The sequence below is a fragment of the Agarivorans sp. QJM3NY_29 genome, assembly GCF_050870835.2.
In the GTDB taxonomy this organism is placed as follows: domain Bacteria; phylum Pseudomonadota; class Gammaproteobacteria; order Enterobacterales; family Celerinatantimonadaceae; genus Agarivorans.
In genome coordinates this window covers 96356-122253 of record NZ_CP194036.2, presented here as the reverse complement: position 1 = coordinate 122253, position 25898 = coordinate 96356, and the positions used below count along the sequence as shown (strand labels likewise).

Annotated in this window: 24 protein-coding genes and 1 pseudogene; 9 read left to right on the top strand and 16 right to left on the bottom strand. The window is 48.0% G+C overall.

From position 1 onward, the window contains the following. Positions 1-475 precede the first annotated feature (475 nt). The 7 genes from ACRRS0_RS00570 to ACRRS0_RS00540 form a co-directional block, all read right to left on the bottom strand. Positions 476-1687: an MFS transporter gene (locus ACRRS0_RS00570; RefSeq protein WP_432455148.1), complete on the bottom strand. Its 1212-nt coding sequence runs from the start codon at positions 1685-1687 to the stop codon at positions 476-478. Positions 1688-1690: 3 nt separating this feature from the next. Then, a complete protein-coding gene (locus tag ACRRS0_RS00565) occupies positions 1691-2131 on the bottom strand; it encodes a pseudoazurin (RefSeq protein WP_432455149.1) in 441 nt (146 codons plus the stop codon). A gap of 35 nt (positions 2132-2166) precedes the next feature. Next, positions 2167-2952, bottom strand: a complete 786-nt coding sequence (locus ACRRS0_RS00560) for an ABC transporter ATP-binding protein (RefSeq protein WP_432455150.1) — start codon at positions 2950-2952, stop codon at positions 2167-2169. 2 nt (positions 2953-2954) lie between these two features. Next, positions 2955-4010: a FecCD family ABC transporter permease gene (locus ACRRS0_RS00555; protein ID WP_432455151.1), complete on the bottom strand. Its 1056-nt coding sequence runs from the start codon at positions 4008-4010 to the stop codon at positions 2955-2957. After that, positions 4010-5107: an ABC transporter substrate-binding protein gene (locus ACRRS0_RS00550; RefSeq protein WP_432455152.1), complete on the bottom strand. Its 1098-nt coding sequence runs from the start codon at positions 5105-5107 to the stop codon at positions 4010-4012. The genes ACRRS0_RS00555 and ACRRS0_RS00550 overlap by 1 nt, the downstream gene beginning before the upstream one ends. A gap of 567 nt (positions 5108-5674) precedes the next feature. Beyond that, positions 5675-6319 carry an outer membrane protein OmpW gene (gene ompW, locus ACRRS0_RS00545; RefSeq protein ID WP_432455153.1) on the bottom strand — a complete coding sequence of 215 codons (645 nt, stop codon included), beginning with the start codon at positions 6317-6319 and terminating at the stop codon, positions 5675-5677. Between the two features lie 330 nt (positions 6320-6649). Further along, a complete protein-coding gene (locus tag ACRRS0_RS00540) occupies positions 6650-7432 on the bottom strand; it encodes a PhzF family phenazine biosynthesis protein (protein WP_432455154.1) in 783 nt (260 codons plus the stop codon). Positions 7433-7657: 225 nt separating this feature from the next. Here ACRRS0_RS00540 and ACRRS0_RS00535 point away from each other — a divergent pair, with 225 nt between their 5' ends. After that, the gene (locus tag ACRRS0_RS00535; RefSeq protein WP_432455155.1) at positions 7658-8536 is read left to right on the top strand and encodes a DUF2167 domain-containing protein; all 879 of its coding nucleotides are present in this window, start codon (positions 7658-7660) and stop codon (positions 8534-8536) included. Positions 8537-8593: 57 nt separating this feature from the next. On the opposite strand, the gene cobA is transcribed toward ACRRS0_RS00535, so the two are convergent. After that, positions 8594-9388, bottom strand: coding sequence for a uroporphyrinogen-III C-methyltransferase (gene cobA, locus ACRRS0_RS00530; RefSeq protein ID WP_432455156.1), 795 nt, complete (start codon positions 9386-9388; stop codon positions 8594-8596). Between the two features lie 339 nt (positions 9389-9727). On the opposite strand from cobA, the gene yjeH reads away from it, so the two are divergent. The 3 genes from yjeH (at position 9728) to ACRRS0_RS00515 (ending at position 12903) form a co-directional block, all read left to right on the top strand. Continuing rightward, positions 9728-11020: an L-methionine/branched-chain amino acid transporter gene (gene yjeH / locus ACRRS0_RS00525; RefSeq protein WP_432455157.1), complete on the top strand. Its 1293-nt coding sequence runs from the start codon at positions 9728-9730 to the stop codon at positions 11018-11020. 333 nt (positions 11021-11353) lie between these two features. Next, the gene (locus ACRRS0_RS00520; RefSeq protein ID WP_432455158.1) at positions 11354-12295 is read left to right on the top strand and encodes a DMT family transporter; all 942 of its coding nucleotides are present in this window, start codon (positions 11354-11356) and stop codon (positions 12293-12295) included. A 104-nt stretch (positions 12296-12399) separates the two neighbouring features. Beyond that, on the top strand, positions 12400-12903 hold the full coding sequence (locus ACRRS0_RS00515; protein WP_432455159.1) for a M48 metallopeptidase family protein: 504 nt from the start codon (positions 12400-12402) through the stop codon (positions 12901-12903). Between the two features lie 12 nt (positions 12904-12915). Here the strand turns inward: ACRRS0_RS00515 and ACRRS0_RS00510 are convergent, their stop codons facing one another. The 4 genes and pseudogenes from ACRRS0_RS00510 to ACRRS0_RS00495 all read right to left on the bottom strand — a co-directional run bounded on the left by ACRRS0_RS00510 (position 12916) and on the right by ACRRS0_RS00495 (position 15286). Then, positions 12916-13044, bottom strand: a complete 129-nt coding sequence (locus ACRRS0_RS00510) for a hypothetical protein (protein ID WP_432456203.1) — start codon at positions 13042-13044, stop codon at positions 12916-12918. Between the two features lie 20 nt (positions 13045-13064). Then, positions 13065-13130, bottom strand: a pseudogene (locus tag ACRRS0_RS00505) (hypothetical protein); the annotation flags it as partial. A gap of 322 nt (positions 13131-13452) precedes the next feature. Continuing rightward, on the bottom strand, positions 13453-14343 hold the full coding sequence (locus tag ACRRS0_RS00500) for a DMT family transporter (RefSeq protein WP_432455160.1): 891 nt from the start codon (positions 14341-14343) through the stop codon (positions 13453-13455). 340 nt (positions 14344-14683) lie between these two features. Beyond that, positions 14684-15286: a GNAT family N-acetyltransferase gene (locus ACRRS0_RS00495; RefSeq protein ID WP_432455161.1), complete on the bottom strand. Its 603-nt coding sequence runs from the start codon at positions 15284-15286 to the stop codon at positions 14684-14686. Positions 15287-15877: 591 nt separating this feature from the next. Here ACRRS0_RS00495 and ACRRS0_RS00490 point away from each other — a divergent pair. From ACRRS0_RS00490 to ACRRS0_RS00470, 5 genes are all read left to right on the top strand, one after another. After that, positions 15878-17278: a TolC family protein gene (locus tag ACRRS0_RS00490; protein ID WP_432455162.1), complete on the top strand. Its 1401-nt coding sequence runs from the start codon at positions 15878-15880 to the stop codon at positions 17276-17278. A gap of 9 nt (positions 17279-17287) precedes the next feature. Continuing rightward, positions 17288-18271 carry an HlyD family secretion protein gene (locus ACRRS0_RS00485; RefSeq protein ID WP_432455163.1) on the top strand — a complete coding sequence of 328 codons (984 nt, stop codon included), beginning with the start codon at positions 17288-17290 and terminating at the stop codon, positions 18269-18271. A 13-nt stretch (positions 18272-18284) separates the two neighbouring features. Then, entirely contained in the window at positions 18285-19460 is a 1176-nt protein-coding gene (locus tag ACRRS0_RS00480) for an ABC transporter permease (RefSeq protein WP_432455164.1), read from the top strand. Beyond that, positions 19457-20629, top strand: coding sequence for an ABC transporter permease (locus ACRRS0_RS00475; protein WP_432455165.1), 1173 nt, complete (start codon positions 19457-19459; stop codon positions 20627-20629). The genes ACRRS0_RS00480 and ACRRS0_RS00475 overlap by 4 nt, the downstream gene beginning before the upstream one ends. Before the next feature lie 122 nt (positions 20630-20751). Then, positions 20752-22152 carry a metallophosphoesterase family protein gene (locus ACRRS0_RS00470; protein ID WP_432455166.1) on the top strand — a complete coding sequence of 467 codons (1401 nt, stop codon included), beginning with the start codon at positions 20752-20754 and terminating at the stop codon, positions 22150-22152. An 88-nt stretch (positions 22153-22240) separates the two neighbouring features. Here ACRRS0_RS00470 and ACRRS0_RS00465 read toward each other — a convergent pair whose 3' ends face one another. The 4 genes from ACRRS0_RS00465 to ACRRS0_RS00450 form a co-directional block, all read right to left on the bottom strand. Next, complete coding sequence (locus ACRRS0_RS00465; protein WP_432455167.1) at positions 22241-23638, bottom strand: sensor histidine kinase; 1398 nt, start codon at positions 23636-23638, stop codon at positions 22241-22243. Continuing rightward, complete coding sequence (locus tag ACRRS0_RS00460) at positions 23577-24257, bottom strand: winged helix-turn-helix domain-containing protein (protein WP_432455168.1); 681 nt, start codon at positions 24255-24257, stop codon at positions 23577-23579. Before ACRRS0_RS00460 ends, ACRRS0_RS00465 begins: the two co-directional genes overlap by 62 nt. A gap of 135 nt (positions 24258-24392) precedes the next feature. Then, the gene (locus ACRRS0_RS00455) at positions 24393-24944 is read right to left on the bottom strand and encodes a PepSY domain-containing protein (RefSeq protein WP_432455169.1); all 552 of its coding nucleotides are present in this window, start codon (positions 24942-24944) and stop codon (positions 24393-24395) included. Between the two features lie 251 nt (positions 24945-25195). Continuing rightward, positions 25196-25855, bottom strand: a complete 660-nt coding sequence (locus ACRRS0_RS00450) for a substrate-binding periplasmic protein (protein WP_432455170.1) — start codon at positions 25853-25855, stop codon at positions 25196-25198. Between the last annotated feature and the right edge of the window lie 43 nt (positions 25856-25898).

Below are 25898 nucleotides of genomic sequence, written 5' to 3'. Positions count from 1 at the left end.
AAAAATGGCTGAATACTTGCTCGACGCAACATGCGCCTAAGCCTTAATTAGGAACTAAATACTCACTGCAAGCCTGTAATTACAGTAGATATTGAGTCATTTGAATGAGCGAATGGTGTGTGAATGAGAACAAAATTGATTAGCAAACCACCATAGTGCTTAAGCTTTAATCTTTCTGTCGTGTTTTTGTCATCAAAGTCGAAAAAGCTAAGAGTTAATGACTGAAAATTTCGTCAAAAACTATCTAAATCCTTGCCCTCTACTCCATATAAAATTAACTAAAATAATGATTTTTATATCTTTGACTTTAAATAGATATAAAATTTACATTTCTTTGCAATAGGCAACTACGGCTTAAGCAACACTCGGAATGCTAATGACGAGCGCTCATTTATAGTCGTGGCGGTTAGCACACCACAATCAAGTCATTCGCCATGCTGATCCTGCCAAATCAATCACCAATCCACCTCTAGCACTAAGGTAAATGACGAACCTGTCGATACAGGCCAAAGCCCGAGCAACAACCGATCAACGCAAGCCCGAGCCAAACCGACTGGCGCGGTAAAGCATCGACGTCTAACAACCAACCCACTGCAACGTTACCAAGCAAAGCCACAACCCCGCCAATACAGGCGTATAAACCATAATGGCTGGCCAGCTCAGCTGCGCTGCAAAAACGGGCCACATACGAGCCCAGTAGGGGTAAAACCAGCATCGAGCCGAAACTAAACATCACCGCATAAGCGATAAAATTGGCGGCCTGCCAAGAAGATACACTGACTAAAAACCACAAAAAGGACAGGCCCATTAGGGCTAAACCGATGCCCATCGCCGCGGCCGGACCAATATTTCGAGCCACCCAACGACTGATGGGCATCTGTAAGCCAATACCCAGTGCCGAAGAGGTCATAAATACCCAAGTGATCACATCTGAATTCAGGCCGCGCATTTGCACCTCATTGGGTAGTGCCAAATACAATTGATGAAACAACAACTGAAAGGCGCAGGCAAAGCCAATAAAGCCCATGAAATGCCGATGCTGTAACATCGACCGCCACTGCAACCAAAAAGGCTGGGCTCCCTGCTCACGATTTGCCTGAGCCGCTAATTTGGGTAGGTAGCGCCATTGGATCAAAAACAAAATCGCAAAAATCGCGGCGGCAGAGCAGCCAACCCACATAAAATTTTTGGCGACCAAAAGAATGCCCAGCAAGGGACCTAACAACATGCCCGCTTCACTGGTCCAGTTTTGCAGCGCAAAAATCCGGTCTCGACGCGCCAGATCGGGCGCCTCATAAGCCAGATAGGCGTTGCTGGATGGGGTAAAGAGCGCTCCAGCAAACCCGGTAAAAAAGGCGCCGAGTAACAACCAGGGAAGGCTTTCGGCGACGCCTAATAGAGCAAAACCAGCCACCCGTACCACGCAGCCAGCCAGAATTAGGCGCTTGTAACCGAAATAATCGCCGAGAGTGCCCCCCACCAGAAACATGCCCTGCTGACTAAATACCCGCAAGCCAATCACCAGACCAACGTACCAAGGCGACAAACCAAGCGAACGCTGTAAATGATCTGCCAGATACGGCAATAACATATAGAAGCCAAGATTAAAGCTAAAGCCATTAATCACCAATACACGACTGGCAGCTGACAAGCCTTGCCAGTCGGCCAGCAAATGATTTGCTTTCATCGACTATTTGATCTGGGCAACAACAGCATCCACTCGCTCTGGGCTGAGTGCCACTTTAGCACGTAAACGCGGATATTTTTGTTCAAAGGTGGCTTTATTCACCGCCTCACCAACCTGAATCAACCCTACCATGCCCATCATTAAATGCGGTGGGCAGTAATACAAAAACAATCCCTGTTGCTCCAGCGTAATGGTATAAGCTTGATCCATTTTAGAGGCCCAGCCCGACGCGCCCTCCGGCACCACATAAGACTTAACAAAATGTCCTGACTGGCTGGGAACAAAAGTAACGCTGTCGCCAACTTCCGCCTGCAAAAATGCGGGCTCAAATACCATCGAACCGGCGTCACCATAACTCAACATTTTAACCTGCCATTCCTTTGCCGACAGCGGACTGACAGACAAGCATGCCAACAGGGCCAAAACAAGGTATTTACTCGACATCTTCATTTCCTTCGATCGATTTTATTTGATGGTTTTTATCCGTGAACGGCTGCGTGACCGGGCCGTCGCGTTCGAATAAACGGCGCCCCTAAACTGTCCAGTTGAATGTCTACTTTTACCCCGTACACTTTATCAATTAGCTCTGGATACAAAATATCTTTTGGTGCCCCCTGAGCAATCAAGTGACCATCTTTCAACACCAATAAGTTGTCGGCATACTGCGCCGCCAGATTAAGGTCATGCAGGATCATCAGTGAAACCCAGTGCTTGGCTTTGGTTTGCTGATCGAGATGGTTCAGTAGCACTTGCTGAAAATGCAGATCCAAAGCGCTCACCGGCTCATCCAGCATTAAAATCTTAGGCTGACGCATCAAAGCCTGAGCGAACAAAACCATCTGGCATTGGCCGCCACTCAAGGTTCGCACATCGCGATTTGCCAAGTGCAATAAACCAATGGCGTCCAGAGCCTGTAAGGCTTGCTCGAGCAAGGAATCGTCTAGTTTGAGGGAAAGTGCACTCATTTTTCCCAACAGCACCACCTCTAAGGCACTCAAACCCACATCCAGACGAATATCCTGCGGCATATAGCCAAACTGCTGGCGCCAAGGATTCAGGTTGGACTTGGTCAACCGGGTATGCTCAAACAGTACTTCTCCGCCTTGTGGCTGAATGTCACCAAACAAGGTTTTTAGCAAGGAACTTTTACCGGTCCCATTGGGGCCGATAATCACATGGGTCTTTCCGGCAGCCAGCGAAAAGCTAAGACGATCAGCCAACACTAAGTCATCAAATGCCAGAGATAATTCACGGACTTCCAGCATGCTTAGCGCCTCTTACTCATAATCAACCAAAAGAAAAACGGCACACCAATAATCGCGGTTACAATACCGATGGGGAATAAAGCGCCGGGTACAATCACTTTCGACAACACTGAGGCGCTGGACAGCAAAAATGCCCCCACCAAAAATGATAATGGCAAGAAGTAGCGCTGATCTTCACCCACCAGCATACGGGCAATGTTAGGCGCCACAATACCAATAAAGCCGATAATGCCAACAAAACTGGTAGCGGTTGCGGTCATAATGGCCACTATAATCAGAGTCTTAATACGCAAGCGAGCCACATTCACGCCAAGACTCTTCGCCCGTTCTTCCCCTAAGCGAAGCGCTGTTAGTTGCCAGGCATCTTTCAGCAACACCGCGACACAAATCAGCGTTACGATGGCGGTGATTAGAAAATTGGTCCAATTGGCTTTGGTTAAACTACCAAATAACCAAAACAAAATTTGCTGGCTTAATTCCGGCGATGAGATGAATTGCACCAAGGAAAGCAGCGACTGAAACAAAAATAGCAAGGCGATGCCGGCCAGAATTAATTGACCGGAAGTGATATGTCGCATCATCGCCAGGCCAAACAACAAACTTGCCGATAACATGCAACAGGCGAAGGCACCCAGCGGCACCGCAATTTGCGAATGTAAACCCAAGCCGCCAAGATACAACATAAAGGCGGCGCCAAAACCCGCTGCAGCCGCCATCCCCAAGGTATAAGGGCTGGCCATCGGATTATTGAGTAAGGTTTGCATTTCAGCGCCACCCACCCCCAGAGATCCACCAACCACAACCGCCATTAAGGCGATGGGCAAACGCAGATTCATCACGATCACTTTAGTGGTAGTGGTCACCTCAACAGGCGCACCAAGCCCCTCCATTAAGGCCCGAAACACATCCGTCAGGCCCAATAATGAAGGTCCGGTTGCAATATCCAGCAAAAAGGAAAATGCCAGTAACAGCAGTAAGCCGGCCAAAACCCACCAACGCCGCTTTTCCGAGCGACGTTGGTGATTGACCGCATCTGCAATGAGGCTGGATGCTAGCATTAATCAGTCATTTGTACGGCAAAGCTGCCTTTAGGACTTACAGGCAAATACTTATGATAAAAATCAAGATAATTTTGTGCCGGATCGAGTGCTTTGAAAAGCTCTGGGTACTGCGCTTTTGCAATAAATTGCAGCATGCTGCCGTCAAGGATGGTGCGCGATGCACCTTGGTAAATACCGAACAGACGTTTGTTCTTGACAGCGTCCAGGCTTTCCCAGCCAGCACGTTGAGTGAAACCTTTAAGACGCTCTACCGCCAGCGATTGAGCAATCCCTTGACCCATCACCATGGCATCCGATTTTTTGCCCGATTCGGTGCCCGTAATGAAGATCACTTGCGGGTTGGAGGCTAATACTTGCTCTGGATTGATTGGTCCCCACCACTCGATGAATGGCGCGGCAATGTTATCGCCACCCGCGCTGGTGACCATCGCGCCCCACATATTTTTACCATAGGTGAAAGAATACTCACTAGGACCCTGGTTCCCAAACTCTACGTAAGTACGTGGTTTTGGTAACTTGGCCTTGGCGATAGTGTCGTGAATATGCTCAACCACCGTCTGATACTCATCAGCAATTTTCGCGGCGCGTGCTTCTTGGCCAGTTAATTCACCGATAATTTGAGTACTTTTTAAGTGACGCTCCAAGGTTTGAGCATTGTAATCCACCACCACAATCGGAATACCGGCGTCTTCAATGGCGTCTACATCCATTCCAAGGCCCTTATACTGCCAGTCAGCCAATAACAACACACTGGGGTTTAGGCTCAGAACTTTTTCAACGGAGAAGGTTTGCGACTCAACTTCACCCACATCTGGAATGGCTTTTAGTGATGGGCGATAGTCGGTGTACAACTGCCAACTCGCGGGGCGCCAGGCTTGCCAAGTATCTTTAGAGATCCCAACCACATGATCAAAGGCCTTCTCAGTACCAATTGCCATGTAGTCTTCAGCATAAAATCCTAGTACCACGCGCTCTGCTGGCACATCCACTTGCACGGAGCGACCCAATACATCTTCAATTATTTTAACTTCTGCTTGAGCCGTCATCGACCACAAAGACATCCCTAAAGCTGCGCTAAACGCCAATCCTTTCATTTAAAACCTCATAAAGCATCTAAAAAGCGAGTGATAATGATTATCATGTGCATTCTATGGATTACTAAGATTGAAGCAAGTTAAATTTCATCTGAATTTTTTAAGCGAGACTTATCCAAGAAAGAGCTAAGATCCAGAAGCAGAGCAATGCTCAGAAAAGAAGGGCTGATGTCACTGCGCACTATAGATGATGGCATATAGCATCACGCTAAGCGCAGTAGCCGAGCTCCATGCAGTAAACCAGTTCATTCAACAAACTAACAGGCTTTAAGCTGCGGGACTCTAGCTGGGGAATGACAGCAAGCGTTTAGTTGAAGGTGTTGCAATTTCCCTAAAATTTGAAACTAAATATTGAACAGTAGATTAAATTATACGAGTTTTGAAATAAGCGCTAACTCATCGAGTTAGCCGCCAATCAATTCGCTTAATTTGTGCTTTATGGCCCGTAGTCAAAAAAACTAGACCATAAAACTCAAATTTAACAGCCAATACTTTGATCCTTTGATACCGCGCTAATCAAGCACTACGCAAGAAAAATGTATTCGCGTTTCTTTCAATCGCGCATCATTAAAATTTGTAGCCACCAGAGAGCATCACCACAACCGGGTTGATCTTCACATCTGTAGATTTACTCTCCGTGCCCGCTTTGTAGTGAGCAGTGGTTTCAATATTGGCATACCATATCGAGGCATTTAAGAACCAATTTTCATTGAGTTTATAATCCACCCCGATATTCGCAGCAAGTCCCCAAGAATCATCAAGACTCAAGTCACTGAGACCGGCATTGGTGCCAGTGCTATTAAAAGAACTATCAAAAAAGGTCGTATAATTCACCCCCGCACCGATGTAAGGACGCCAGGCTGATTGCGAATCACCAAAGTAATATTCCGCCATTAAAGTTGGCGGTAAGTGTTTGGTCTTGCCGATATTTCCAAGCCCCCCCAGATCGGTAGAAATCTCATGCGAGAAAGGTGTTGCGGCGAGCAACTCTATTCCAACATTATCACTCATCATATAATCAAGGTTCAGGCCTAATTGAGTATCCGAATTAACCGCCAACTGGCTCGAAGTCCCCAAAATACCATCACTACTGTCATTCGGTATCACACTCGCAACCCCGGCACGCACAAAGAAATCCCCTTTCTCGTGAGCCAATACATTGCTAGAACTGAATGCGGCAACAACAGCAATCGCACATAACGTCTTTTTCATTTTATTTTTCCTTTACTTATGGTTGATCAAACGTTGCTATTTTGTTTGCGCACAGTAACACGAAATAACCATACGACTTTGACGGATATCAATTTGCAACAAAATACAGCATAAATTATTTCGACGCGTGATCTTAATTAACATTTGCCAATAAGTGTTGACATGGCGATAGATATTGACCAAAGCCTTTAAAACCAGTCATTAAAATGGACAAGCAGTAATCCCTCAGAATCACTTGTTTAACAGAAATGTTCGGTGCGAGATCTAAGCTGGTTGTTGGTGGCATGACAGGAAAAACAAGACCTTTGAGGCCCCATTCAATCGCCTAAACTAGATCCGTGGTTTCGCCTGAGCAGAGAGCACGATGGCCTGATTCGACGCTTTTTCGATTTTAAATTGTCCACCACTGCTGGAAAGCTGGCGTGCATATAGCTCTCGACACTTTAATTGATCGAACCAATAGGGCGCCAAAGAACAATGCGCAGAGCCAGTTGCGAGATCTTCGGGGATCCCAATCTTGGGGGCGAAGTATCGCAGTACATACTCATTATCACTGGATTGTGCCGTCACCATAAAGGCATGCTGATCTTCGATTAATTTGAGCTGTTCAAAATCGGGTTTAAAACTCGCTACAGCCGCTTCAGAATCCAAAACAAGAACCATATCTCGGGTGGTAAATACATCCCGATGTTTAGGTAGCAAAAATTCATTGCCCAGCATATTTGAGGCATATGGTTTTGCCCGCCAACTAGGTAGCGTCATTGAAAAAAAACCTTGGTTCTCCGATACCCTTAGCTGACCATAACGACTTTGAAAGTCGACTTGCTTGCGCTGGTAGCGCTTGATGATTTCGGCCCCCGCCCCCAGACTGCCATGCCCACAAAGGTTTATTTCACCCAGCAGTGAAAACCACCGAATGTGGTAAGTTTTGTCTTCGACAAGTACAAAAGATGTCACTGGCTGGGCAATTTCTCTGGTTAAGTCGAGTAACTCAGCATCACTCAGCCAGCGCTCGAGCACCACCACGCCACAAGGATTGCCTGCGGCAAATTCACCACAAAACACATCGTAGACATATGATTTGATATTCCAGCCCCTTATTTTGTCGTTCAAAGCGCTTCGCGAGCCCCCTTGCTCATGTGTTAGGCATTGAGTCTATGAAATGAGCCTCATGAGAGTCGCATTGCCTGATGCATCTCATCTTACACCATCCATGGCACTAGCAAATAAAAGTAGCTCATTTACAACTACTTGTAACGATGGAGATTTGAATCAATAAAATAGGCAGCAAGTCATTTACAATAGCCGCCGACATCAAATACGAGAACAGGGATAGTTATGTTTTACCGAATCATCTTCAGCAGCCTGCTGTTATGTTTATCCGCAACGGCCAGCAGCAACGATGCAAACGATCAAGACTACCAACAGTGGGCGCGTGGGATCTGGCAGTCCTTAGATCGGCAGACCGGTGAAATTGTCATTTCCGATGCCAACGCCACCTTGAACGTTCCCGATTCTTTTTATTACTTAAATCCGGAAGACTCAAAAACGGTACTGGAACAAGTGTGGGGTAATCCACCGGGACAGCAGGTTTTAGGCATGCTTTTCCCCGCAGAGTATACCCCTTTTGATTCAGATTCATGGGCAGTCAGTATCCAGTACGAGGAAGATGGTTACGTTTCAGATAGCGATGCCGAAGACATCGACTATGTTGAACTACTGCAAGAAATGCAAGCCGATACCAAGGCCGATAACCAGCAGCGGATCGAACAAGGCTATGAAAGCATCCAATTAGTCGGCTGGGCAGCAAGCCCTTACTATGATGCTAGTCACCATAAACTACACTGGGCAAAAGAACTCAAATTTGGCGACCAAGAAGTCCATACCCTAAACTACAACATTCGGATCTTAGGTCGAAAAGGTGTGTTAGTACTAAACTTTATTGCCAACATGGATCAGCTGGCAACCATCTCTGCAAATCTGGATTCGGTATTAGCTTTAGCCAACTTCGATCAAGGCTCTAGCTATCTCGATTTCAATCCCGATATCGACCAAGTGGCGGCCTACGGCCTAGGCGCTTTAGTGGCAGGGAAAGTGATAGCTAAAACTGGTTTCTTCGTGGTCGCACTGTTATTTTTAAAGAAATTTGCAGTCATTATCGTGGTCGGTTTAGGGGCGCTGCTAAAAGGTCTTTTTCGCCGTAAAAAAGCCGATTAAATCATTCGCTATCCAAGCTAAAGCCGGACGATGTTCGGCTTTATTAATCCAGCAAAATCAATCACTCAGCTCTGGCTTGAACCATCCCAGTTGCTGATGTAATTTGGTCACGCTACCCACCACGATCAGCGAAGGACTTTCGGCCTGCGCCGCCAGCTCAGCCAATTGCGCCAAACAACCCGTGAAAACCCGTTGCTGTGGCGTGGCACCGCGTTCAATAATCGCACAAGCAGTACTAGCCGCTAAGCCATTGCTCAACAAATTAGCTTGGATCTGCGGACATTGCTTCAAGCCCATATAAAATACTAAGGTATGATTCGCGTGGGCCAAAGAAGGCCAATCTATATCTTCACCGTGCTGTTTTAAGTGACCAGTAATAAACTGCACGCTCTGGGCGTGGTCTCGATGGGTCAGTGGAATGCCCGCATAGGCGGTGCAGCCTACCGCAGCCGTAATACCAGGTACCACCTCGTAGCGAATCGTCGCCTCGGCCAAAGCTTGTAATTCTTCACCACCGCGGCCAAAAATAAACGGGTCGCCGCCCTTTAAACGCACCACATGTTTACCCAGTGTGGCTTGCTCAACCAAGATTTGGTTGATCTCGGCTTGCGGCACAAAGTGATGGTCCAACTTTTTACCCACATACACCATCTCGGCTGTGGGTGAGGCCAAATCAAGAATCTCTTGCGAGACTAAGCGATCATAAACAATCACATCGGCGCAGCGGATCCGTTTCACCGCTTTGACCGTCAATAGCTCAGGATCACCGGGACCCGCTCCCACCAACGAGACAAAGCCCTGTTGCTGTTGAAAGGAGTTGGTATATTGGTCATCAGGCTTACTGTCAGACATGCTTATCTCGCTATAAAATTAAAGTCTATGTTTTATAAAATAATCTAAGCCATTGTTTTGTCTTACCATTTATTGGAAGTCATCACAGCGGTTAAACTGTATTTGGGCTAGAATACCAGTAAGCTAAGAGGATGAACACCGTCCTTAAAAATGTCTTGATATTGCTCAAATTCAACGCATTCTCTGCCATCGACTCTACTCATCAAACCTCACCACGCGCACCGTTAAATTCACGGTCAGTACCGACACTCTGTCGCGCAATTCCGTTGACTTAACAGCTAGCAAAATTGCGGTTCGGCGTTATCATCTCTAGCTAACCGTTATCAAACAGAGTCTAGGATGAGCCGTTTAAATCAACAATTGGGTATTGGCCAAGGTGTCGCCTTACTCGCGACCTCATTATTAGGAACCGGAATTTTTGTGGTACCAGCCATGGCCGCCAGTATCGCCGAGCGAAGTGCTTTGGTGGCATGGTTAATATTGCTGGCACTGGTATTACCGATTGCCTTTACCTTTGCCGCACTCGGCAAGCGTCACCCCCATGCCGGAGGTGCGGCCCATTTTGTAGGAAAAGCCTTGGGTGACCGGGCAGAAAAGATGACCGCCTTTCTGTTTATTTCGGTGCTACCCGTAGGTTTGCCAGCAGCCTTAGTGATGGCCACAGGTTTTTGGCAATCACTGTTTCAGCTCAGCGCCTTCAGCGCACTGGCAATCCAACTATTGAGCCTCTTCGCAATGCTACTCTTGGGATTAGGAGGCGCAAAACTATCTGGAAATGTACAGGGTTTAATCGCTATTGCCATCATCACGTTGGTGGGCATGTTATGGTGGAAAGCCGATATTCACCTGACCGATGTACAGCTTCCCCGTCATATTGATGTGCCCAGTATCGCCCCAGCACTCACCGTTATGTTTTGGTGTTTTGTCGGCATCGAAGCCTTTGCCCACATGGGCGAAGAGTTTCGCCGCCCAGAACGGGATTTTCCGATCGCGCTATTACTCGGCGCGCTATTGGCTGGCATTGTTTATTGGGCGGCCTCGGTGGTGGTTTTAAAATACGGAGCCTTTGGCAACCAATACGCGAATACTCAATCCCTGCCCCATTTGGTCGCCATATTGTTTGGCCCGCAGGCCAAATGGCTGGCGGCGATGGTAGGTTACTTGGCTTGTTTTGCCAGCATTAACATCTACATTCAAGGTTTTGCTCGGCTCATATGGAGTATGGCCGACGAACAGCAACTGCCAAGCTTATTTGCACATTTGTCTAAGAGCAAGGTGCCAACAACTGCCTTATTTAGCATCGTGGGTGCCTGCGGACTCAGTTGTATCGCTGCTTGGCTCCTCGACTTACCCCTAGAGCACCTGATCCGCTACGCCAATGGCAATTTTATTGTGGTCTACCTACTCAGTATGCTCGCCGGTAGTATTCTTCTGCCGGGAGTGGCTCGCTACCTCGCACTATTTAGTGCAGCCCTGTGTGCTCTGCTGTTATTCGAACTCGGTTGGCAAAGTGCCTATGCACTGTTACTCTGCTTGGCTTTCCTTAGCGGACACGCCCTGTTAAGAGCCAGAGCCAGAGCCAGAGCCAGAGCCAGATCAAAAATAAACCAAGCCGGACAAGGGATAAACTAATTTCTTTGCCGCATCGCAGCGCCCTCAGTGGAGCGGCGCCGCCTGTTTGACCAGCGCTTTATCCCGATTTAACAAAATACCGCCTTGAATTCACAGGGCATTCCACTTAGATTAAAGATCCACCATCAAGGATCAAAACATGCACTTATTCCATCACACCTTAAGCAACAGTAAGCCGCTCCGCACCAATGCGAGGTGTCAAGGGCTTGATCTGTGGTGGCACAGAACTCAAGCAGCGGTGAACAATAAGATTTAATTGTTACTGGCTGCGAAGCGCAGCCGGTGAACATGCCTTCGTAGCCTCTTTCTCTCTCCATAGAAGGCAGCCAAGACATGAATATTACCCACTACTTTCGCTTTGCCACACGACGGCGCATCCCCCTTGCTCCCAGCAGTCTTGGCTTACTGTTTGCCTTACTCGCAACCGCCTTATTTTCACTGAAAGGCATTTGGATAAAACTCGCCTACCAACATGGCATCGACCCCACTAGCCTAATGACCCTGCGCATGGCCTTTAGTTTACCGCTCTATGTCGGCCTTGGCTTATGGTGGTGGCAACAGGGCCATTTTACTCACAAGCCGATCGCCAGCCACCTCTTAAAGGCAGCAGCAGTTGGCATCAGCGGTTACTACCTTGCCAGCTATTTGGATTTAAGTGGATTGCAGTATGTCTCAGCCCCCTTGGAACGTGTGGTACTCTACGCCTACCCCAGTTTTACCATCATCCTGAGCTGGCTGATTTACCGCCAAAAACCACAACGACTGGTGGTGTTCGCTTTACCTCTCAGCTGGTTAGGTGTTGCCATGATGATGTGGAGTGAAACCAAGGGCCAAATGGTCAATCAAGATCTACTGCTAGGCACCGGGCTGGTGATTGCCAGCGCCTTTAGCTTTGCCTGTTATCTGGTTTTCAGTAAAACAATAGTCAGTCAAATCGGTAGCCAGGCTTTTACCTGTATTGCGATGATTGCCGCAAGTTTAGCTATCTTTGTTCACTTTTCATTGCAAGATAGTTCAACTCAGCTCAACCACTATGCTCCGTCCGTTTATGGCTATGCGCTGTGTATGGCGCTGTTTTCAACGGTGATCCCCTCCTTTCTGTTTAGCGAAGCGATCCATCGAATCGGCGCCCAAAAAACCGCCATCTCTGGCAGTGTCGGGCCGATCTTTACCCTCTTGATGGCCTGCTATTTATTAGAACACTCGGTCAGCTGGGGGCAAATCCTCGGCATCGGTCTGGTGGTGGCGGCCGTGACGCTGCTGAACCGCAAATAAACTTAAGCCTTGGCGCCAAATTCGTTATAGTGCGCCAGCCCCGCCCGGCCTTAAGCGCAGAGTGGGTATTGAATTAACCCTTGCACAGGAGCCACAGCCCGACCATGTCGACTCTTAAATACCTCAGTGCCTACCCCAGCGAATTAAGTGACCGGATCCAGGACTTACTCGACCAGCAACAATTAGCCGAGTTTTTACTGAACAAATACCCCAAGGTCCACCAAATCCATAATGACAAAGAGCTACGCGACTACGCCACCGAGTTAAAAAATCGTTATATTCGTAAATCGGCCCCCTTAAGCAAGGTGATTTACGATCCAAAAATTCATGTGGTAAAACATGCGCTGGGCCTACATAGCTATGTTTCCCGAATACAAGGCAGCAAACTCAAGAGCAAGAACGAAATTCGCATCAGCAAACTGTTTCAAAAAGTTCCGGAACCTTTTTTAAAGATGATTGTGGTGCACGAGCTGGCCCATCTCAAAGAAAAAGAGCATAACAAAGCCTTCTATCAGCTCTGTCAGCATATGCTGCCCAACTACCACCAGCTAGAGTTTGATACTCGGGTCTACCTTACCCAACTGGAAGAGCTCGGGCCCATTTATTAGTGTTTTAACAGGCTAAATTTGATGCAGTAAAGCCAGGCCTTGGGAAAATCGACGGGTATTCTCCAGCAGCTGCTTCACAATTGCCGTATTCGACGCTTCAGAAGCCATATGGGGGTCACAGAAACCTTGGGATGTAGCCATAAAGGATGTTTTGCGGCCAAAGCTTCTTCGTCAAAGACATCCAAAATCGCCCCGCGCAAACGTCCTTGATCGAGCGCAATAAGCACAACAATCAATCAGGAGGGAGTGACTAATACCAGCCAGATCGATGATTAAACGGGCCCTGTTCATTCAGAAGCCATCCCATGTATTCGGACCTATCAGAAATATAATAAGGAGACAGGTTGTCGTGAACCTGACGAGATCCCAGTTCAATGTCCCTGAGCGACACCTTCATCGAACACCTTCTGGCTCTATCCTGCCTGCACCGCAGACAAATGGGCTAAGGGACAACCACGGAGCTAATTTAGCCTTCATAAACAGTCATACGGTGTACCCGCAGCGGACCGTCGCTCACTTTAAGGTACCCACGTAAATTGCTAACTTCCACTACGAATCAACCGGGCTAGCTCTTTTGCCAAGCACCCAAATACTGAGCATCAGCAATCCGCCGCCCAGCAGTTGCAGGTGACTCATCTGAGCTCCGAGGATGAAAGCCGAGAGCACTACCGCGGTGAGGGGCTCTAAAAGCGTGGCGACGGTAAGGGTTGTTGGGCTCAGTTTGGCAGCCCCCCAACTAAATGCCAACAGCGCCAGAGCCGCAGTCACCACGCCCAAATATAGAAACCAAGCTTGTGGTGGGACCGCAACTGGCCAGCTTAATGGTCGAAACAGTCCAAAGATCGCCATCACAAGTGTCGCAATGACGGTGAGGCAGGTGGTTGACTGGCCCGCGCCTAACACCTTCGACAAGCGGCCACTAGTCATCGAAAATCCAGCATAAAGAAAAGCCGATACCAGCGAGAAAGCGATGCCGATGACCACATTTTTAAAACCTGCCGCGGTATTCGCCTCGCCATGCTGAAACACAATCAATATGGTGCCAATAATCGCCGCAACCAATACGCTGAAGAGTTGACGGTCAATGATTTCCTGGCCTCGAACAACCGCAACCATAGTCACTAAAACCGGAGGCAGGCAAAGTGCGATCAGAGTCGGCACTGCTGCGCCCATCCGCTCGATGCCGAGAAACCAGCACAATACATAACCAGCCATTGCGATACCAGCGATCGTCAAGCGACCTAAAACCGGCTGAACCAAGCGCCAATGAATGTTTTTACCAAAGATCCCAAGCAAAACCACAGAACCAATCGCAAAACGCCAAAATGATATATTCTCTGGCGTGAAACCATGCTGCGCCACCAATAGGTTCACTACCAATGCCCCCGTTCCCCAAAGAAAACCCGCACCACAAGCGGCAAGCAGTGCTAAGACTGGCATAGGGACGGCCCTCTCAAACGGTATGAAAGGTCCGAGTAAAGCCACTTTCCAAAGCTATTGTCGTATTTCATCATTTGCTTCACAGTTTATACTTCCTGATTACTTGATTAGCTGCGCTCCATGACTCAAGCCAAGCGAGTCGCATTTTTGACGAGAGAATTCATCTTCTTGATAACACGGTAAATCGGCAGTTAATCTGCGTTGACAATGAATCACGTTGCTAATATCGCCAGTTAATCTGCGTTGAATCGAACCACACAACTCCCTTTATCCATAATTGCCGCTCTGCCTTGCTATTCCCTGTTTAGCCAAAGACTAAGCATACGGAAATGATCGTTCGCTAAGATTTCGAAGCGCTGAGTCCGGTGCTTTTTGCTTGTGAAAAAACCGACAAAGGCTGTTTTTCGAGCCACTGTTGTTTCGTGATTTGATACAGGCAATGCCGCTCCAATCGATGTCCAGCCGATAATTGAGGATGATTAAAATCTTGCTGAGTATTTAGCATCCCCAATTTCAACATCACCCGCTGAGAGGCTCGATTCTGTATTGCCGTAAATGCATACACCGAAGTCACAGCTAACTTTAAAAAGGCAAATTCCAAGGCTTTTTCCGCCGCTTCGGGGGCGTAGCCGAGTCCCCAACAGTCTGAAGATAAACGCCAGCCAATTTCAATCAATGGCGCATCAGGAATGCCGCTATTTTCATCTTGCTGATGCAGTCCAACAAATCCAATAAATTGGCCCGTCGATTTCAACTCAAGGGCCCAAAACCCCCAGCCTCTTTCTGAAATAAGATTTTGAATACGCTTGGCTTGTTGGTCGCTTTCCGGTGTTGAAAGGACTGCCGGAAAATAGCGCATCACTCTGGGATCTGCATTCAATTGCGCATACGCTCGATAATCTGCACAAGTCCATTGCCGAAGGATTAATCGCTTGGTTTCCATTTTTATCGTCTTTGTTACTCCTAAGCAAATGATATCTGCAGCGCATTGCTTGCAGGCTAAAGCAGCAGCTTGATATTTATGAATTAATTGGTGCTCTAATACAATAAAAAAATCAGCTTAAAAAGCCGGCTACTCAAGCAAAGGCCACTCGGTATGCCAGCCTGTTATTCGCAGGCTTCACCAGCATGACAATGGCCCCATCTCGTCTTAGCTGCTGCAACATCAGCTGTCATGGTGGCGTCGATATCTCTATTGTTATTTTTCCAGACAAGCACATAAGCAGATAGCACAGCTTCATGACAAAACCACCACTGAAGCCCTGCTTCCTACTCCCATCTATCGCGGGCTCTCAGAGCCTAAATTGAGTAAAGAGCCAGTCAATTGAAACAAAACTGCTATTGCTCAATCTCATGATGATCAACAGTGGCCAAGATCCTTAGCAAATAACGCGACGCTGCCCCAGTAATCGGCTTATAAAAGGATTTACACTAAGGCTTGTCCAGACGCACATTGCAACCACGAAAGGCTTGAACCAGCCTTAAGGATTAAGCTAGAGTAAATATTCTAATTGGATAGGGATCGACCATACTGATGAGGTACTTTTTACGCTGCGCGATTACCGCGACTTGCTGGTTTGGCGCAAGCGCATTCATCTTGATCTCCACAGCACAGGCCATGAGTTTCGAGCAGGCCTGGCAACAAGTACTGCAACATAACGACAGCTTAGCCGCCGATAAAGCCAATTTGGCGCGCAGTGAGGCTTTGCGTGATGCAGCGACCGATCTGTATTACCCCAAAATAGATCTCAGCGGCAGCTATACCCGTTTGGAGAAACCAATCGCGCTCGATCTCAAAGACTTAGAACCTCTGGCCTCGCTCGACCCAAGTGCCCTAGACCCAGTGCTGGCACAAATTCTTGGACCGCTACTTCAGTTACCCACGACGACCAACTTCACCGAGCAAAATATCACCACCAGTTCCATCCGCGCTATTTGGCCGCTTTACCTGGGCGGCCGACGCGGTGCCGCGATTGATATCGCGCGCGAACAACATATCGAAGCCGCTAAAATCTTAGCGATGCGACAGCAGGCGAAGTTTGAAGATTTGGCTCGCGTCTATTTTGGCGTGGTTCTCACCACTCAGGTCGCCCAAACCTACCAAGAAGTCGAAGATGGTCTCGCCAAACATCGACGCAACGCGATGAAGCTAGAGCAACAAGGACAAATCGCGCTGGTAGAACGTCTGCAGGCCGATGCATCCTACGATAAGGCCAAAGTTGATACCAAAAAAGCGCTGCGCAACTACCAAATCGCGCAACTCGCCTTAAGTAAGCTATTACATCAAGACACGGCGATCCAGCCGGCCACCAAGCTATTTACCGAACCTCGCATCCCAGCCCTCGCAGCTTTTATGTCAAAAACACTCAGCAGCTACCCCGGCCTCGCGATTCTCGACAGCAAGGCAGAGCAGGCCAAAAACATGCAGATTATTGCCAAAAGTCTTTACCAGCCAGAGGTTTACATGTTTGGTAACTACCAACTTTACGAAGGAGACAGTCTGGCAGCTAAAGTCTCGCCTGACTGGATGGTCGGCCTTGGCGTATCAGTGCCCTTAGTCGATAACAGCGGCCGCTCGGGCAAAGTACAAGCCGCCCATAGCAACCTTGTCCAAATCCATTATTTACATGCTCAAGCCGAGCGAGACCTGAGCCTACTCGTTGAAAAAACCTACCGCGAAGCCGAACAAGCCTTAGAAGAATATCAGGGTCTGGAATCCAGCCTCGCCCTAGCGCAAGAAAACCTGCGGATCCGTCTCAAGGCTTTTAGCCAAGGTTTAGCCACCTCATTAGATGTGGTGGATGCTGAACTATTTCAGGCGAAGGTCAAAACCCAACGCCAATCGGCAGCTTATAATCATGTTATCGCGTTGGCTAAGCTCACTGCACTGAGTGGTGAAATGGACCGGTTTTCACAATATTATCGATTTAACTAAGGCCTGATTATGCGTAAGTTTTCCGCTCTATTACCCATCGCACCGTTACTGGCAATTATTGCTTGGGTCGGCTATTCCTTTTGGCAAGCCTATCAACCGCAGGCACAAACTCTGCAGGGGCAAATCGAGGCCCAGCAATACAACATTTCTTCAAAGGTAGCGGGACGGATCGATCAAGTCTTGGTTAAAAAGGGTGAACAGGTTGAGCCAGGACAGCTGATCTTCACAATTACCAGTCCTGAACTCGAAGCCAAACTAGAGCAAGCCAAAGCCGGTCAACAAGCTGCGTCGGCAATCGCCGAACAGGCTGAAAATGGGGCTCGCAGCCAAGAAATATCAGCGGCCAAAGATCAATGGCAAAAAGCTCAAGCGGCCACTCAGCTAAGCGAAAAGACCTATCAACGGGTCAATAACCTCTTTAAAGACGGTGTGGTCTCTGAGCAAAAACGCGACGAAGCCTATACCCAATGGCAAGCAGCCCGCTACACTGAAAATTCGGCATCCGAAATGTATCAAATGGCCAAGGCTGGCGCGCGTGACGAAACCAAAAAAGCCGCCGTCGAACAGCTGCGAGCTGCCGCTGGGAAAGTGGCCGAAGTGCAAGCCTATGCCAGTGATACCTTAGTGAAAAGCTGGCACGCTGGCGAAGTCAGTCAAATTTTGCTGCAGCAAGGCGAGCTAGCCCCTACAGGTTTTCCAGTCGTTTCAATCATCGACATGCAAGATGCCTGGCTGATTTTACATGTGCGCGAAGATCAACTCAGCCGATTTCAGAAAGGTCAGCAGTTTAGTGCCACGCTGCCCGCCTTAAATAATCAACAGGTTGATTTTAAAGTTTCCCATGTGGCGGTAATGGGGGATTTTGCCACCTGGCGGGCCACCGACAGTCGCACCGGGTTTGACCTGCGCACCTTTGAAATTGAAGCGAGGCCCACCCAAGCAGTACCGCAACTGCGAGTCGGCATGAGTGCCATTATCACTCTTGAACACTAGGCGAAACCTGCTGATGTCTTCACCATCACCTCGCTTTTCACAACTGCTGGCGCAACAGTGGCACCAGCTGCGACAAGATGCATGGTTAAGCGCCTTGCTCAGCTGGGTTCCCTTACTGTTATTTGTACTGTTATGGTGGATTTTTTCCGCAGGGCTTACCCGAGATTTAACCATCGCAGTGGTCGACCATGATCACAGCCAATTGTCGCGTAGCCTTATCGCCCACTATGATGCCAGCCCAAGCTTGCAGGTGCAGAGTGTAGCCGACCAAGTGGAGGCAGGGGTCCTGCTCCGCACTGGTCAAGTGAACGCGTTACTCATTATCCCCAATCAGCTTGAACAACATACCAAACTGGGTCAGGCACCTACCGTGGCCGCCTATTATAATGGCCAACTGATGGTGGTGGGTAAGCAAATCAACTCGGCATTGCAAAAAAGCCACGCCACTTTTAATGCCAAAGTTGCACTGCTCAGAGTCCTCAGCCAAGGGAATACTCAAACCTCGCAAGCACTGGCCCAAGCTGTCCCCATTCGCAACCAAATTAGTGCGCTGTTTAACGGCAATAGCAACTACGCTCAATTTATCGTTTCGGCAGCCCTACCAGCTTTTTGGCAAGTGCTCTGCATGGTGGTGATGGTACTCGCCCTTGGCGCAGAACTGCGTGAGCAAAGTTTTCGGTCTTGGCTTAAAAAGGATGCCAGCAAGAAAATTGCCGCTAAACTATTATTTTTTGGCGCCTTGCTATGGCTACAAGGAGTGTTGTTTTGTAGCCTAATGTTTACCAGCTTCGACTGGCCAATGCGGGGCTCGTGGAGCATCCTATTGCTGGCCTTAGTGCTTTGTGTATTGGCCTCACAAGCCATTGCCCTGCTGTTTATCTTATTATTTGAAGATCTTGCTCGCGCTTTAAGTTTCGCCGCCGCCCTCACCGCGCCAAGTTTCGCCTTTATGGGGGTGACCTTCCCAGTGAGTGATATGCCTTGGTTTGCCCAATTCTGGCGAAGCTTAATTCCGGTTTGCCACTACATCGAGATCCAAATCACTCAGGCAAACTATGGGGCACCAGTGTTGCAATCACTGCCCGCACTCAGCCACTTACTGATATTCCTATTGGCTTTCGTCAGCGCGGCATGGCTAGTCAAGCTGCGTTTTCAGGGATTATCACAACCTGATGAGTCCGTATCATGAACAGCTACCTATTGCTGCGGCTAGAGATACGGCGGCTGTTCGCCAATCGAGCCCTGTTACTCACCGCCATTGGGGGCTTGCTGTTTTATGCCTTTCTCTATCCACGACCCTATATGCAACAAAGCCCTCGAGAACAGCAGATAGCAGTGGTCAATCACGATGGCAATCAGTTCAGTCGGCAACTACTTAGGATGGTCGATGCCAGCCCACTGATCAAAGTAAGCGCACAGGTGGCCAGCATTGAACAGGCTCAGCAACTGCTAGTGGAACGCCGTGTTGGCGGCTTACTGGTGATCCCGAAACACTTTTATCGTGACCTATTGCAGGACCGCTCTCCAGCGCTCTCCTATGCTGGCGATGCTTCTTATTTCTTAGTTTACAGCACCATTGTAGAAGGCCTAAGTACCACCGCGGGTACTTTAGCGGCGCAAACCAAGGTCAGCAAAATGCTTATCGAAGGCATCCCCCTTAAAGGTGCCGCCGAATCACACACGCCCATCAAGCTGAGTAGCAATCCGGTTTTTAATGCCAATCAAGGCTATTTAGATTATGTATTACCCGCTGTCTTTATTATCTTGTTACACCAAACTTTGTTAATCGCCGTAGGCCTACACGCCACTCCCAGTCGCCCTGCACTCAAACCCAATTATCTGCACTTTGTGCCCGCCTGGAAGTTGGTGCTGGTACGCAGCCTGTTGTTTGTGGCCCTCTACAGCGTACTCAGCTGCTTCTATCTTGGTTTTGTACTTGATTATTACCAGGTTCACCTCTGGGGACATATGGCAGACATCGCGGCCATGCTGCTGCCCTTTCTGCTTGCAAGCTGCGGTTTTTCAATGTGTATCGCAACCCTATTACCAAAACGCGATTACGCCACGGTGGTCGGTTTGATAAGTTCTCTGCCGATTGTATTTGGCTGCGGATTTATTTGGCCACAGAGCGCGATCCCGATGCCAATCAACATGCTAGCCGATTTAGTTCCCGCCAAACCAATGGTGCTGGGCCTATTAAAGCTCAACCAAATGGGCGCCAGCTTTACTGAAGTGCAAAACCACTTTACTCATTTATGGTTGTTGGCGGTCATCTACTTACTATTGGCGGTGGCGATGAATCAATATAAGTCGCCAAGTTCTAAAGACAATAATTCAAAATTCTCAAACCATATTTAAGCCTGAATTCATTATCTATTTGTTCTAAATCAATAAAAAAAAGCCTTTCATAATTCTGTCACCCAATAGTCATCCGACCAGCCTAGCGTGAATTCATCTTTCATCAATCAAAGAGAAAATTCATGACTAATTTTAATCGAAGAAAATTTTTAAAGACCACTGCATTACTAGGCTCTACTATCACTCTGGGTCAAAGCTTAAGCGCATGTCACCAGAGCAGTAGCTCACAAAGCCGCAGCGCTTCAGACACCCTGCGCTTTGCGGTACTCTCCGATCCTCACGTCTATAACCTCGCATTAGGTACGACTGGGCAGGCCCTTGAAAATTACCTCGCAGAAGATCGTAAAATGCTCCTCCAAAGCGGTGAAATCTTAAGTGCAATTGTGCAGCAGTTACTGCAACAACCGGAGCTGGATGCATTGTTAATCCCCGGCGACCTCACCAAAGATGGCGAACTCGTGTGTCACCAAAAAGCACTCGAATTATTACAACCATTACGCGATGCGGGGAAAAAAGTGTATGTCATACCGGGCAATCACGACATCAACAATCCCGACGCGGTCTCCTTTAATGGCGATACAACGAGTGCGGTCGAGACTATCAATGCTGAACAATTTGCCTCTTTATATGCAGATTTTGGCTACCAGCAAGCACTCTATCGACACGACAACTCTTTGAGCTATATCGCCGAGCCAACTAGCGGGGTCTGGTTGGTCGCACTAGACTCTTGCAAGTATCAAGATAACGCCAGTCTCGGCTCCCCGGAAACCTCTGGCGCTTTATCTGATGATTTACTGGGTTGGCTACAACCACTACTCACTGAAGCACAGGCACAAAACAAATTAGTGTTTGGGATGCAACACCATGGCCTCGTTGCGCACTTTGCCAGCCAACGGACCATTTTCCCTGAATACCTGATTGATGACTATGAGTCCGTCGGTGCGATGCTGGCAGCTTATGGCTTAAATTTAGTTTTTACCGGACATTTTCATGCGCAAGATGTCAGCATGGCTGATTATAATGGAGATGGTTCAACTCTTTTATATGATGTAGAAACAGGCTCCACCGTCACTGCGCCCTGCCCTTATCGTCTAGTGGATGTAAACATCGCGGATCAAAGCTTCAATATCTCGAGTCTCTTCATCGATAGCATCACTTCCATGAGCAACTTTGCCGAATATAAAGAAAACTTTATCAACCAAGGTATGCTCAGCCTATATCGTCGCTATCTGGCTCAAATGGGGTTGACCGGCGATAGTCTGAATCAATTTGCCAGCTTAGCTGCCTCGTTACACGTTGCTCATTACAAAGGCGATGAGTCCACCGAAACCAGCACTCTCACTACGTTACAGGCCTTGGCTTCTAGCCCCGATGCCAACACCGCTTATTTGGGAAATGCGCTATTAGGCTTAGCCGTCGATCCGGGATTAAGTGATAATCAACTCGCGTTGTCACTCTCTGGGGAAAGCATTGCTCTGTTCACCTTGATCAAGCGAGTACTCCATCGCAAGGCGCTCGCTTAGCGCGAGTGTCTAAAACAGAGAAGCAAACCAACACCAAGTACTCAGGTAATGGCTGGACATTCCGCCATTACTTTTGCCAACAGGCGGCTTATACAAAAGCTTCATTTTGGCTAAAACTCACGCTGACTCTAAGTCCCGGTTGGTTATCGCTGAGTTTAATCTCACCACCATGCAAAGCAACAATCGCCCGAACTAAGGGCAGCCCCAAACCGTAACCGGGGCTATGACGGCTACTCTCCAAACGATATAAGCGTTGGAAGACCTTCTCGCTTTCCATCTCGGGAATGCCAGGGCCATTGTCGCTGACGATAAAGCCATCACCGCTGAACTCAAAACTAATTTGGGTCTGTGGTCCGGCATACTTACTGGCGTTTTCCAATAAGTTATAGATCGCGCGAAACAATAAACTGGGATCCCCTTGCAAGGGCTTTGCCGCGCGAGCATTAAACAAACATAAATGCTGGTCTTGCTGTTGGCTTACCGGCAACAATAACTCGATGGCATCCTCCGCGATTTGAACTAAATCCACGGCACTAAACTGTGCCTGTTGCTGGTGCTGCTCCAAGCGAGTCAACTCTAACATGGCGCTAAAAGTGACTAATATGCCGTCTAATTCGGCTAACATGGCGGATACTTGCGTCGAACTCAGCCGCTGATGTTCCACATCAATGAGGCTTTGCTCTAAAGCCAATCGCAGTCGTCCTAAGGGGGTTCGTAAATCGTGAGCAATCGCATCGGTAACCCCTGCAATCGCCTGAAAAGAGTACTCTAGCTGAGCCAACATTTTGTTCATATGTTTCGCCAGATGGTCAAATTCATCGTGGTGGCGACTCAAGGGCACTCGCGCATCCAGCTGCCCTTGCTCTACGGCCAAGGCAACTTGATTGATCCGGTTAATTCGGCGTAATAACTGAGCCGAGAACCACCATCCGGTAAGCAGTCCCAAGGCCAGAGCCAAAGCTAAGGCAATCATACTGGCGTGAATGAAGCGCTCGCGCATCTCAACCAGCGCTTCATCGTCGGTGGCCACCAGCAAACGACCAGTGTTGAGCAACTCCACACAACCAGAAAATAAACGAATTTCGTTGTAGCTATACACCGGAAAACGGCTCAACGTCGGACAAGCACTGATTTGGGAAGGAATACTCTGTAAACGACCATAGCTGCGCTCAGGGCTAATAAAGACTAATACAAACTGTCCAGCTTGCTCCGCTTGCAACTCAAACTGACGAATAAAATCTGCTGGCTGTAACTCTTTAGCCAATAAGGTTTGCTGCTGTAACAACTGACTAATTTGCTGGGCTTGGCTACGACTTAACTGCCCCACGCTCAACTGGTAAAGAACCCACAGTAAAATACCCACCACCAGCATCAATAAGCCGGTATAAATACCAGTTAGTCGCCAAATGGAGCTGGCTTTAAAATTATTTTGCCAGCATTCGGTAACCCACACCACGAACGGTTTCAAGCAGTGGTCGATGGCCATCCAGTTCTACCTTCTTTCTTAGACGTGCCACATGCACATCGATCACATTGGTTTGGGGGTCAAAATCATAATGCCACACGGCTTCAAATAATAGGGTTCGGGTCACCACTTGGCCTGCATGCTCCATTAAATAGTGTAACAACTTAAATTCTTTGGGTTGCAGTAAAATTTCCTGCTCACCACGCCACACCCGACGCGCCAGCAAGTCAATACGAAGATCCGCAACTTGAAGCCGATTGCTGGCGAACGCAGCTGGGCCTCGCGGACGCTTTAACAGAATGTCGATCCGCACTAATAGCTCGGCTAAGGCGAAAGGTTTCACTAAATAATCATCTCCCCCTTGACGCAAACCTTTGACCCGTTCATCAACACTATCTAAGGCACTTAAGATCAACACCGGTAGTGTTTTATTGGCATCACGTAAAGTGCTTAACAGGTTTAAACCATCCAGTTTAGGTAACATTCGATCCAGCACCAACAATTGATAGTCATGCTCTAAGGCTAAAAACAACCCCGCTTGACCATCACTGGCAACATCCACCAGATACCCCTGCTCACTGAGAGCGCGTTGTAAAAACTGTTGGGTGGTTCGATCATCTTCAACAACTAATATTCGCACCTAACTTACCTTTGATTGCTTGACCTCAGATGGGTCATGGGCGGCCTTACCCACCCCATAACTCATCCCCAATAAACCAATAAGCACTACGTGATCGAGGTAACTGCAACACTGATTCGTGATAATTCAAACCTGTTAGTGTTTCAATACCGGAATGGTTTCACCATTTAGTACATCCACAATCACTCGCTGCTTACCTTGCTCACCGAGTAACTTGAATTTGTAATAAGTGATGCCCTTTTCATTTTCTAATTCCAACTCTAGCACTTGCGCCTGAAACTTACTGCTAAGCATCGCCACCGTTTGGCTCAAAGAAAAATCTGCTTGGTTTAGCTGCTCCAGCGCTAAACGCTCATCCTCATCCAATTTACTGATACCTAACAGCGTCAACTTGCGGCTTTCATTTTTTAACATTTCGCCATCGCTCAAACTCAATTTAAGCTTGTGTTGCTGTCCTTGGTTTAGGTTCACGACTTCTATTTCATAAACGGCCTGACCATGATAGTCATCCAACTCAAGTTCGGTAATTTGTCCAGCGTAAGTATTGTGAACCTTTTCGATAGCCTGCTCTAAGCTAAAGTTGGCCCGCTTAATGGCTAAAGCAGATAACGCCTCGTCATCGGCCATCGCTGCGGTAGAACTGAATGCAAGCGCAGCCGCCAGACAGATTTTTGTTGATAATTTCATGGGGGATCTCATCACTTGTGGTCCTGTGTTATGTCACTGCACTCACTATAAGCGATCCCTCCTTACCGCAAGGTGGCGATCACATTACATTTTGTTCATGTTCCAATCCGTCACCACAAGCACCAAGAAAAAGCGCCATTATCAATGGCATTCACCCACGCATGCTCTGCATGAGATTGGTCAATTCTTATCTTCAGAAGTTTAGTTTGAACAAACCACCATCCATGCAACAGAGTCAAATTCAAAGCTGCTTATTCAGATTGAATCGTGAGTTGCTGCAGAATGTGCGTGAGCTCTGAGGCAATAGCCTGATGCTTTTGATTCAAGTAATGATATAAATAAATCTGGTCGATCGGCGGAGTGACGGCTCTAGTCTGTTTATGCCAATACTTTTTAATCGCATACTCTCCGATCTGCTTCGGTAAAATAACCACATCTACGCGACCCCGCTCTAACATCGTAATCGCTTGATTGGCACTGGTAAAATACTCCACAGCAGGATGGTTTTTTAGCTGCTCATGAAAAGCCAAATGACCTCGCACCAAGCCTACGCGATAGGGGGTTAATTGCTGCCATTGACTCACATGAATGCTGTCATCGACAACAAATGCGGATACCACCAGCGTTTTTACCGGAACCGGAATTCGAATATAGTTGGTCAAGTAGTTTTCCACCAATTGACTACGGGCAAGTTCGGCATCAATATTGGGGTTGTCTCTAGCCTGTCGTAAGGCACGTTTTGCCGGCATTCCCAATAATTCAATTTTATAGCCCATGATCGCATATGCGGAAGAGACCATATCCAGCACCTCTGGTAGCGCATTGGCACCAGCTGCAGCAGAAATCCGCATGGTTGATCCCGCCATCAAGGGAAAGCAAATAAACAAAAACACAATCACCAAAGCTTTCATACAGTCCCTACGCTTTGCTTATTTAATTGATTAGTCATTTTTA

Coding starts and splice junctions, on each gene's coding strand:
- ACRRS0_RS00555 (WP_432455151.1), bottom strand. CDS start 4,010: ATGCTAGCATCCAGCCTCATTGCAGATGCGGTCAATCACCAACGTCGC.
- ACRRS0_RS00450 (WP_432455170.1), bottom strand. CDS start 25,855: ATGAAAGCTTTGGTGATTGTGTTTTTGTTTATTTGCTTTCCCTTGATG.
- ACRRS0_RS00515 (WP_432455159.1), top strand. CDS start 12,400: ATGTCGACTCTTAAATACCTCAGTGCCTACCCCAGCGAATTAAGTGAC.
- ACRRS0_RS00470 (WP_432455166.1), top strand. CDS start 20,752: ATGACTAATTTTAATCGAAGAAAATTTTTAAAGACCACTGCATTACTA.
- cobA (WP_432455156.1), bottom strand. CDS start 9,388: ATGTCTGACAGTAAGCCTGATGACCAATATACCAACTCCTTTCAACAG.
- ACRRS0_RS00485 (WP_432455163.1), top strand. CDS start 17,288: ATGCGTAAGTTTTCCGCTCTATTACCCATCGCACCGTTACTGGCAATT.
- ACRRS0_RS00520 (WP_432455158.1), top strand. CDS start 11,354: ATGAATATTACCCACTACTTTCGCTTTGCCACACGACGGCGCATCCCC.
- ACRRS0_RS00480 (WP_432455164.1), top strand. CDS start 18,285: ATGTCTTCACCATCACCTCGCTTTTCACAACTGCTGGCGCAACAGTGG.
- yjeH (WP_432455157.1), top strand. CDS start 9,728: ATGAGCCGTTTAAATCAACAATTGGGTATTGGCCAAGGTGTCGCCTTA.
- ACRRS0_RS00490 (WP_432455162.1), top strand. CDS start 15,878: ATGAGGTACTTTTTACGCTGCGCGATTACCGCGACTTGCTGGTTTGGC.
- ACRRS0_RS00495 (WP_432455161.1), bottom strand. CDS start 15,286: ATGGAAACCAAGCGATTAATCCTTCGGCAATGGACTTGTGCAGATTAT.
- ompW (WP_432455153.1), bottom strand. CDS start 6,319: ATGAAAAAGACGTTATGTGCGATTGCTGTTGTTGCCGCATTCAGTTCT.
- ACRRS0_RS00570 (WP_432455148.1), bottom strand. CDS start 1,687: ATGAAAGCAAATCATTTGCTGGCCGACTGGCAAGGCTTGTCAGCTGCC.
- ACRRS0_RS00535 (WP_432455155.1), top strand. CDS start 7,658: ATGTTTTACCGAATCATCTTCAGCAGCCTGCTGTTATGTTTATCCGCA.
- ACRRS0_RS00455 (WP_432455169.1), bottom strand. CDS start 24,944: ATGAAATTATCAACAAAAATCTGTCTGGCGGCTGCGCTTGCATTCAGT.
- ACRRS0_RS00475 (WP_432455165.1), top strand. CDS start 19,457: ATGAACAGCTACCTATTGCTGCGGCTAGAGATACGGCGGCTGTTCGCC.
- ACRRS0_RS00465 (WP_432455167.1), bottom strand. CDS start 23,638: ATGGCCATCGACCACTGCTTGAAACCGTTCGTGGTGTGGGTTACCGAA.
- ACRRS0_RS00565 (WP_432455149.1), bottom strand. CDS start 2,131: ATGTCGAGTAAATACCTTGTTTTGGCCCTGTTGGCATGCTTGTCTGTC.
- ACRRS0_RS00550 (WP_432455152.1), bottom strand. CDS start 5,107: ATGAAAGGATTGGCGTTTAGCGCAGCTTTAGGGATGTCTTTGTGGTCG.
- ACRRS0_RS00560 (WP_432455150.1), bottom strand. CDS start 2,952: ATGCTGGAAGTCCGTGAATTATCTCTGGCATTTGATGACTTAGTGTTG.
- ACRRS0_RS00510 (WP_432456203.1), bottom strand. CDS start 13,044: ATGGCTACATCCCAAGGTTTCTGTGACCCCCATATGGCTTCTGAAGCG.
- ACRRS0_RS00500 (WP_432455160.1), bottom strand. CDS start 14,343: ATGCCAGTCTTAGCACTGCTTGCCGCTTGTGGTGCGGGTTTTCTTTGG.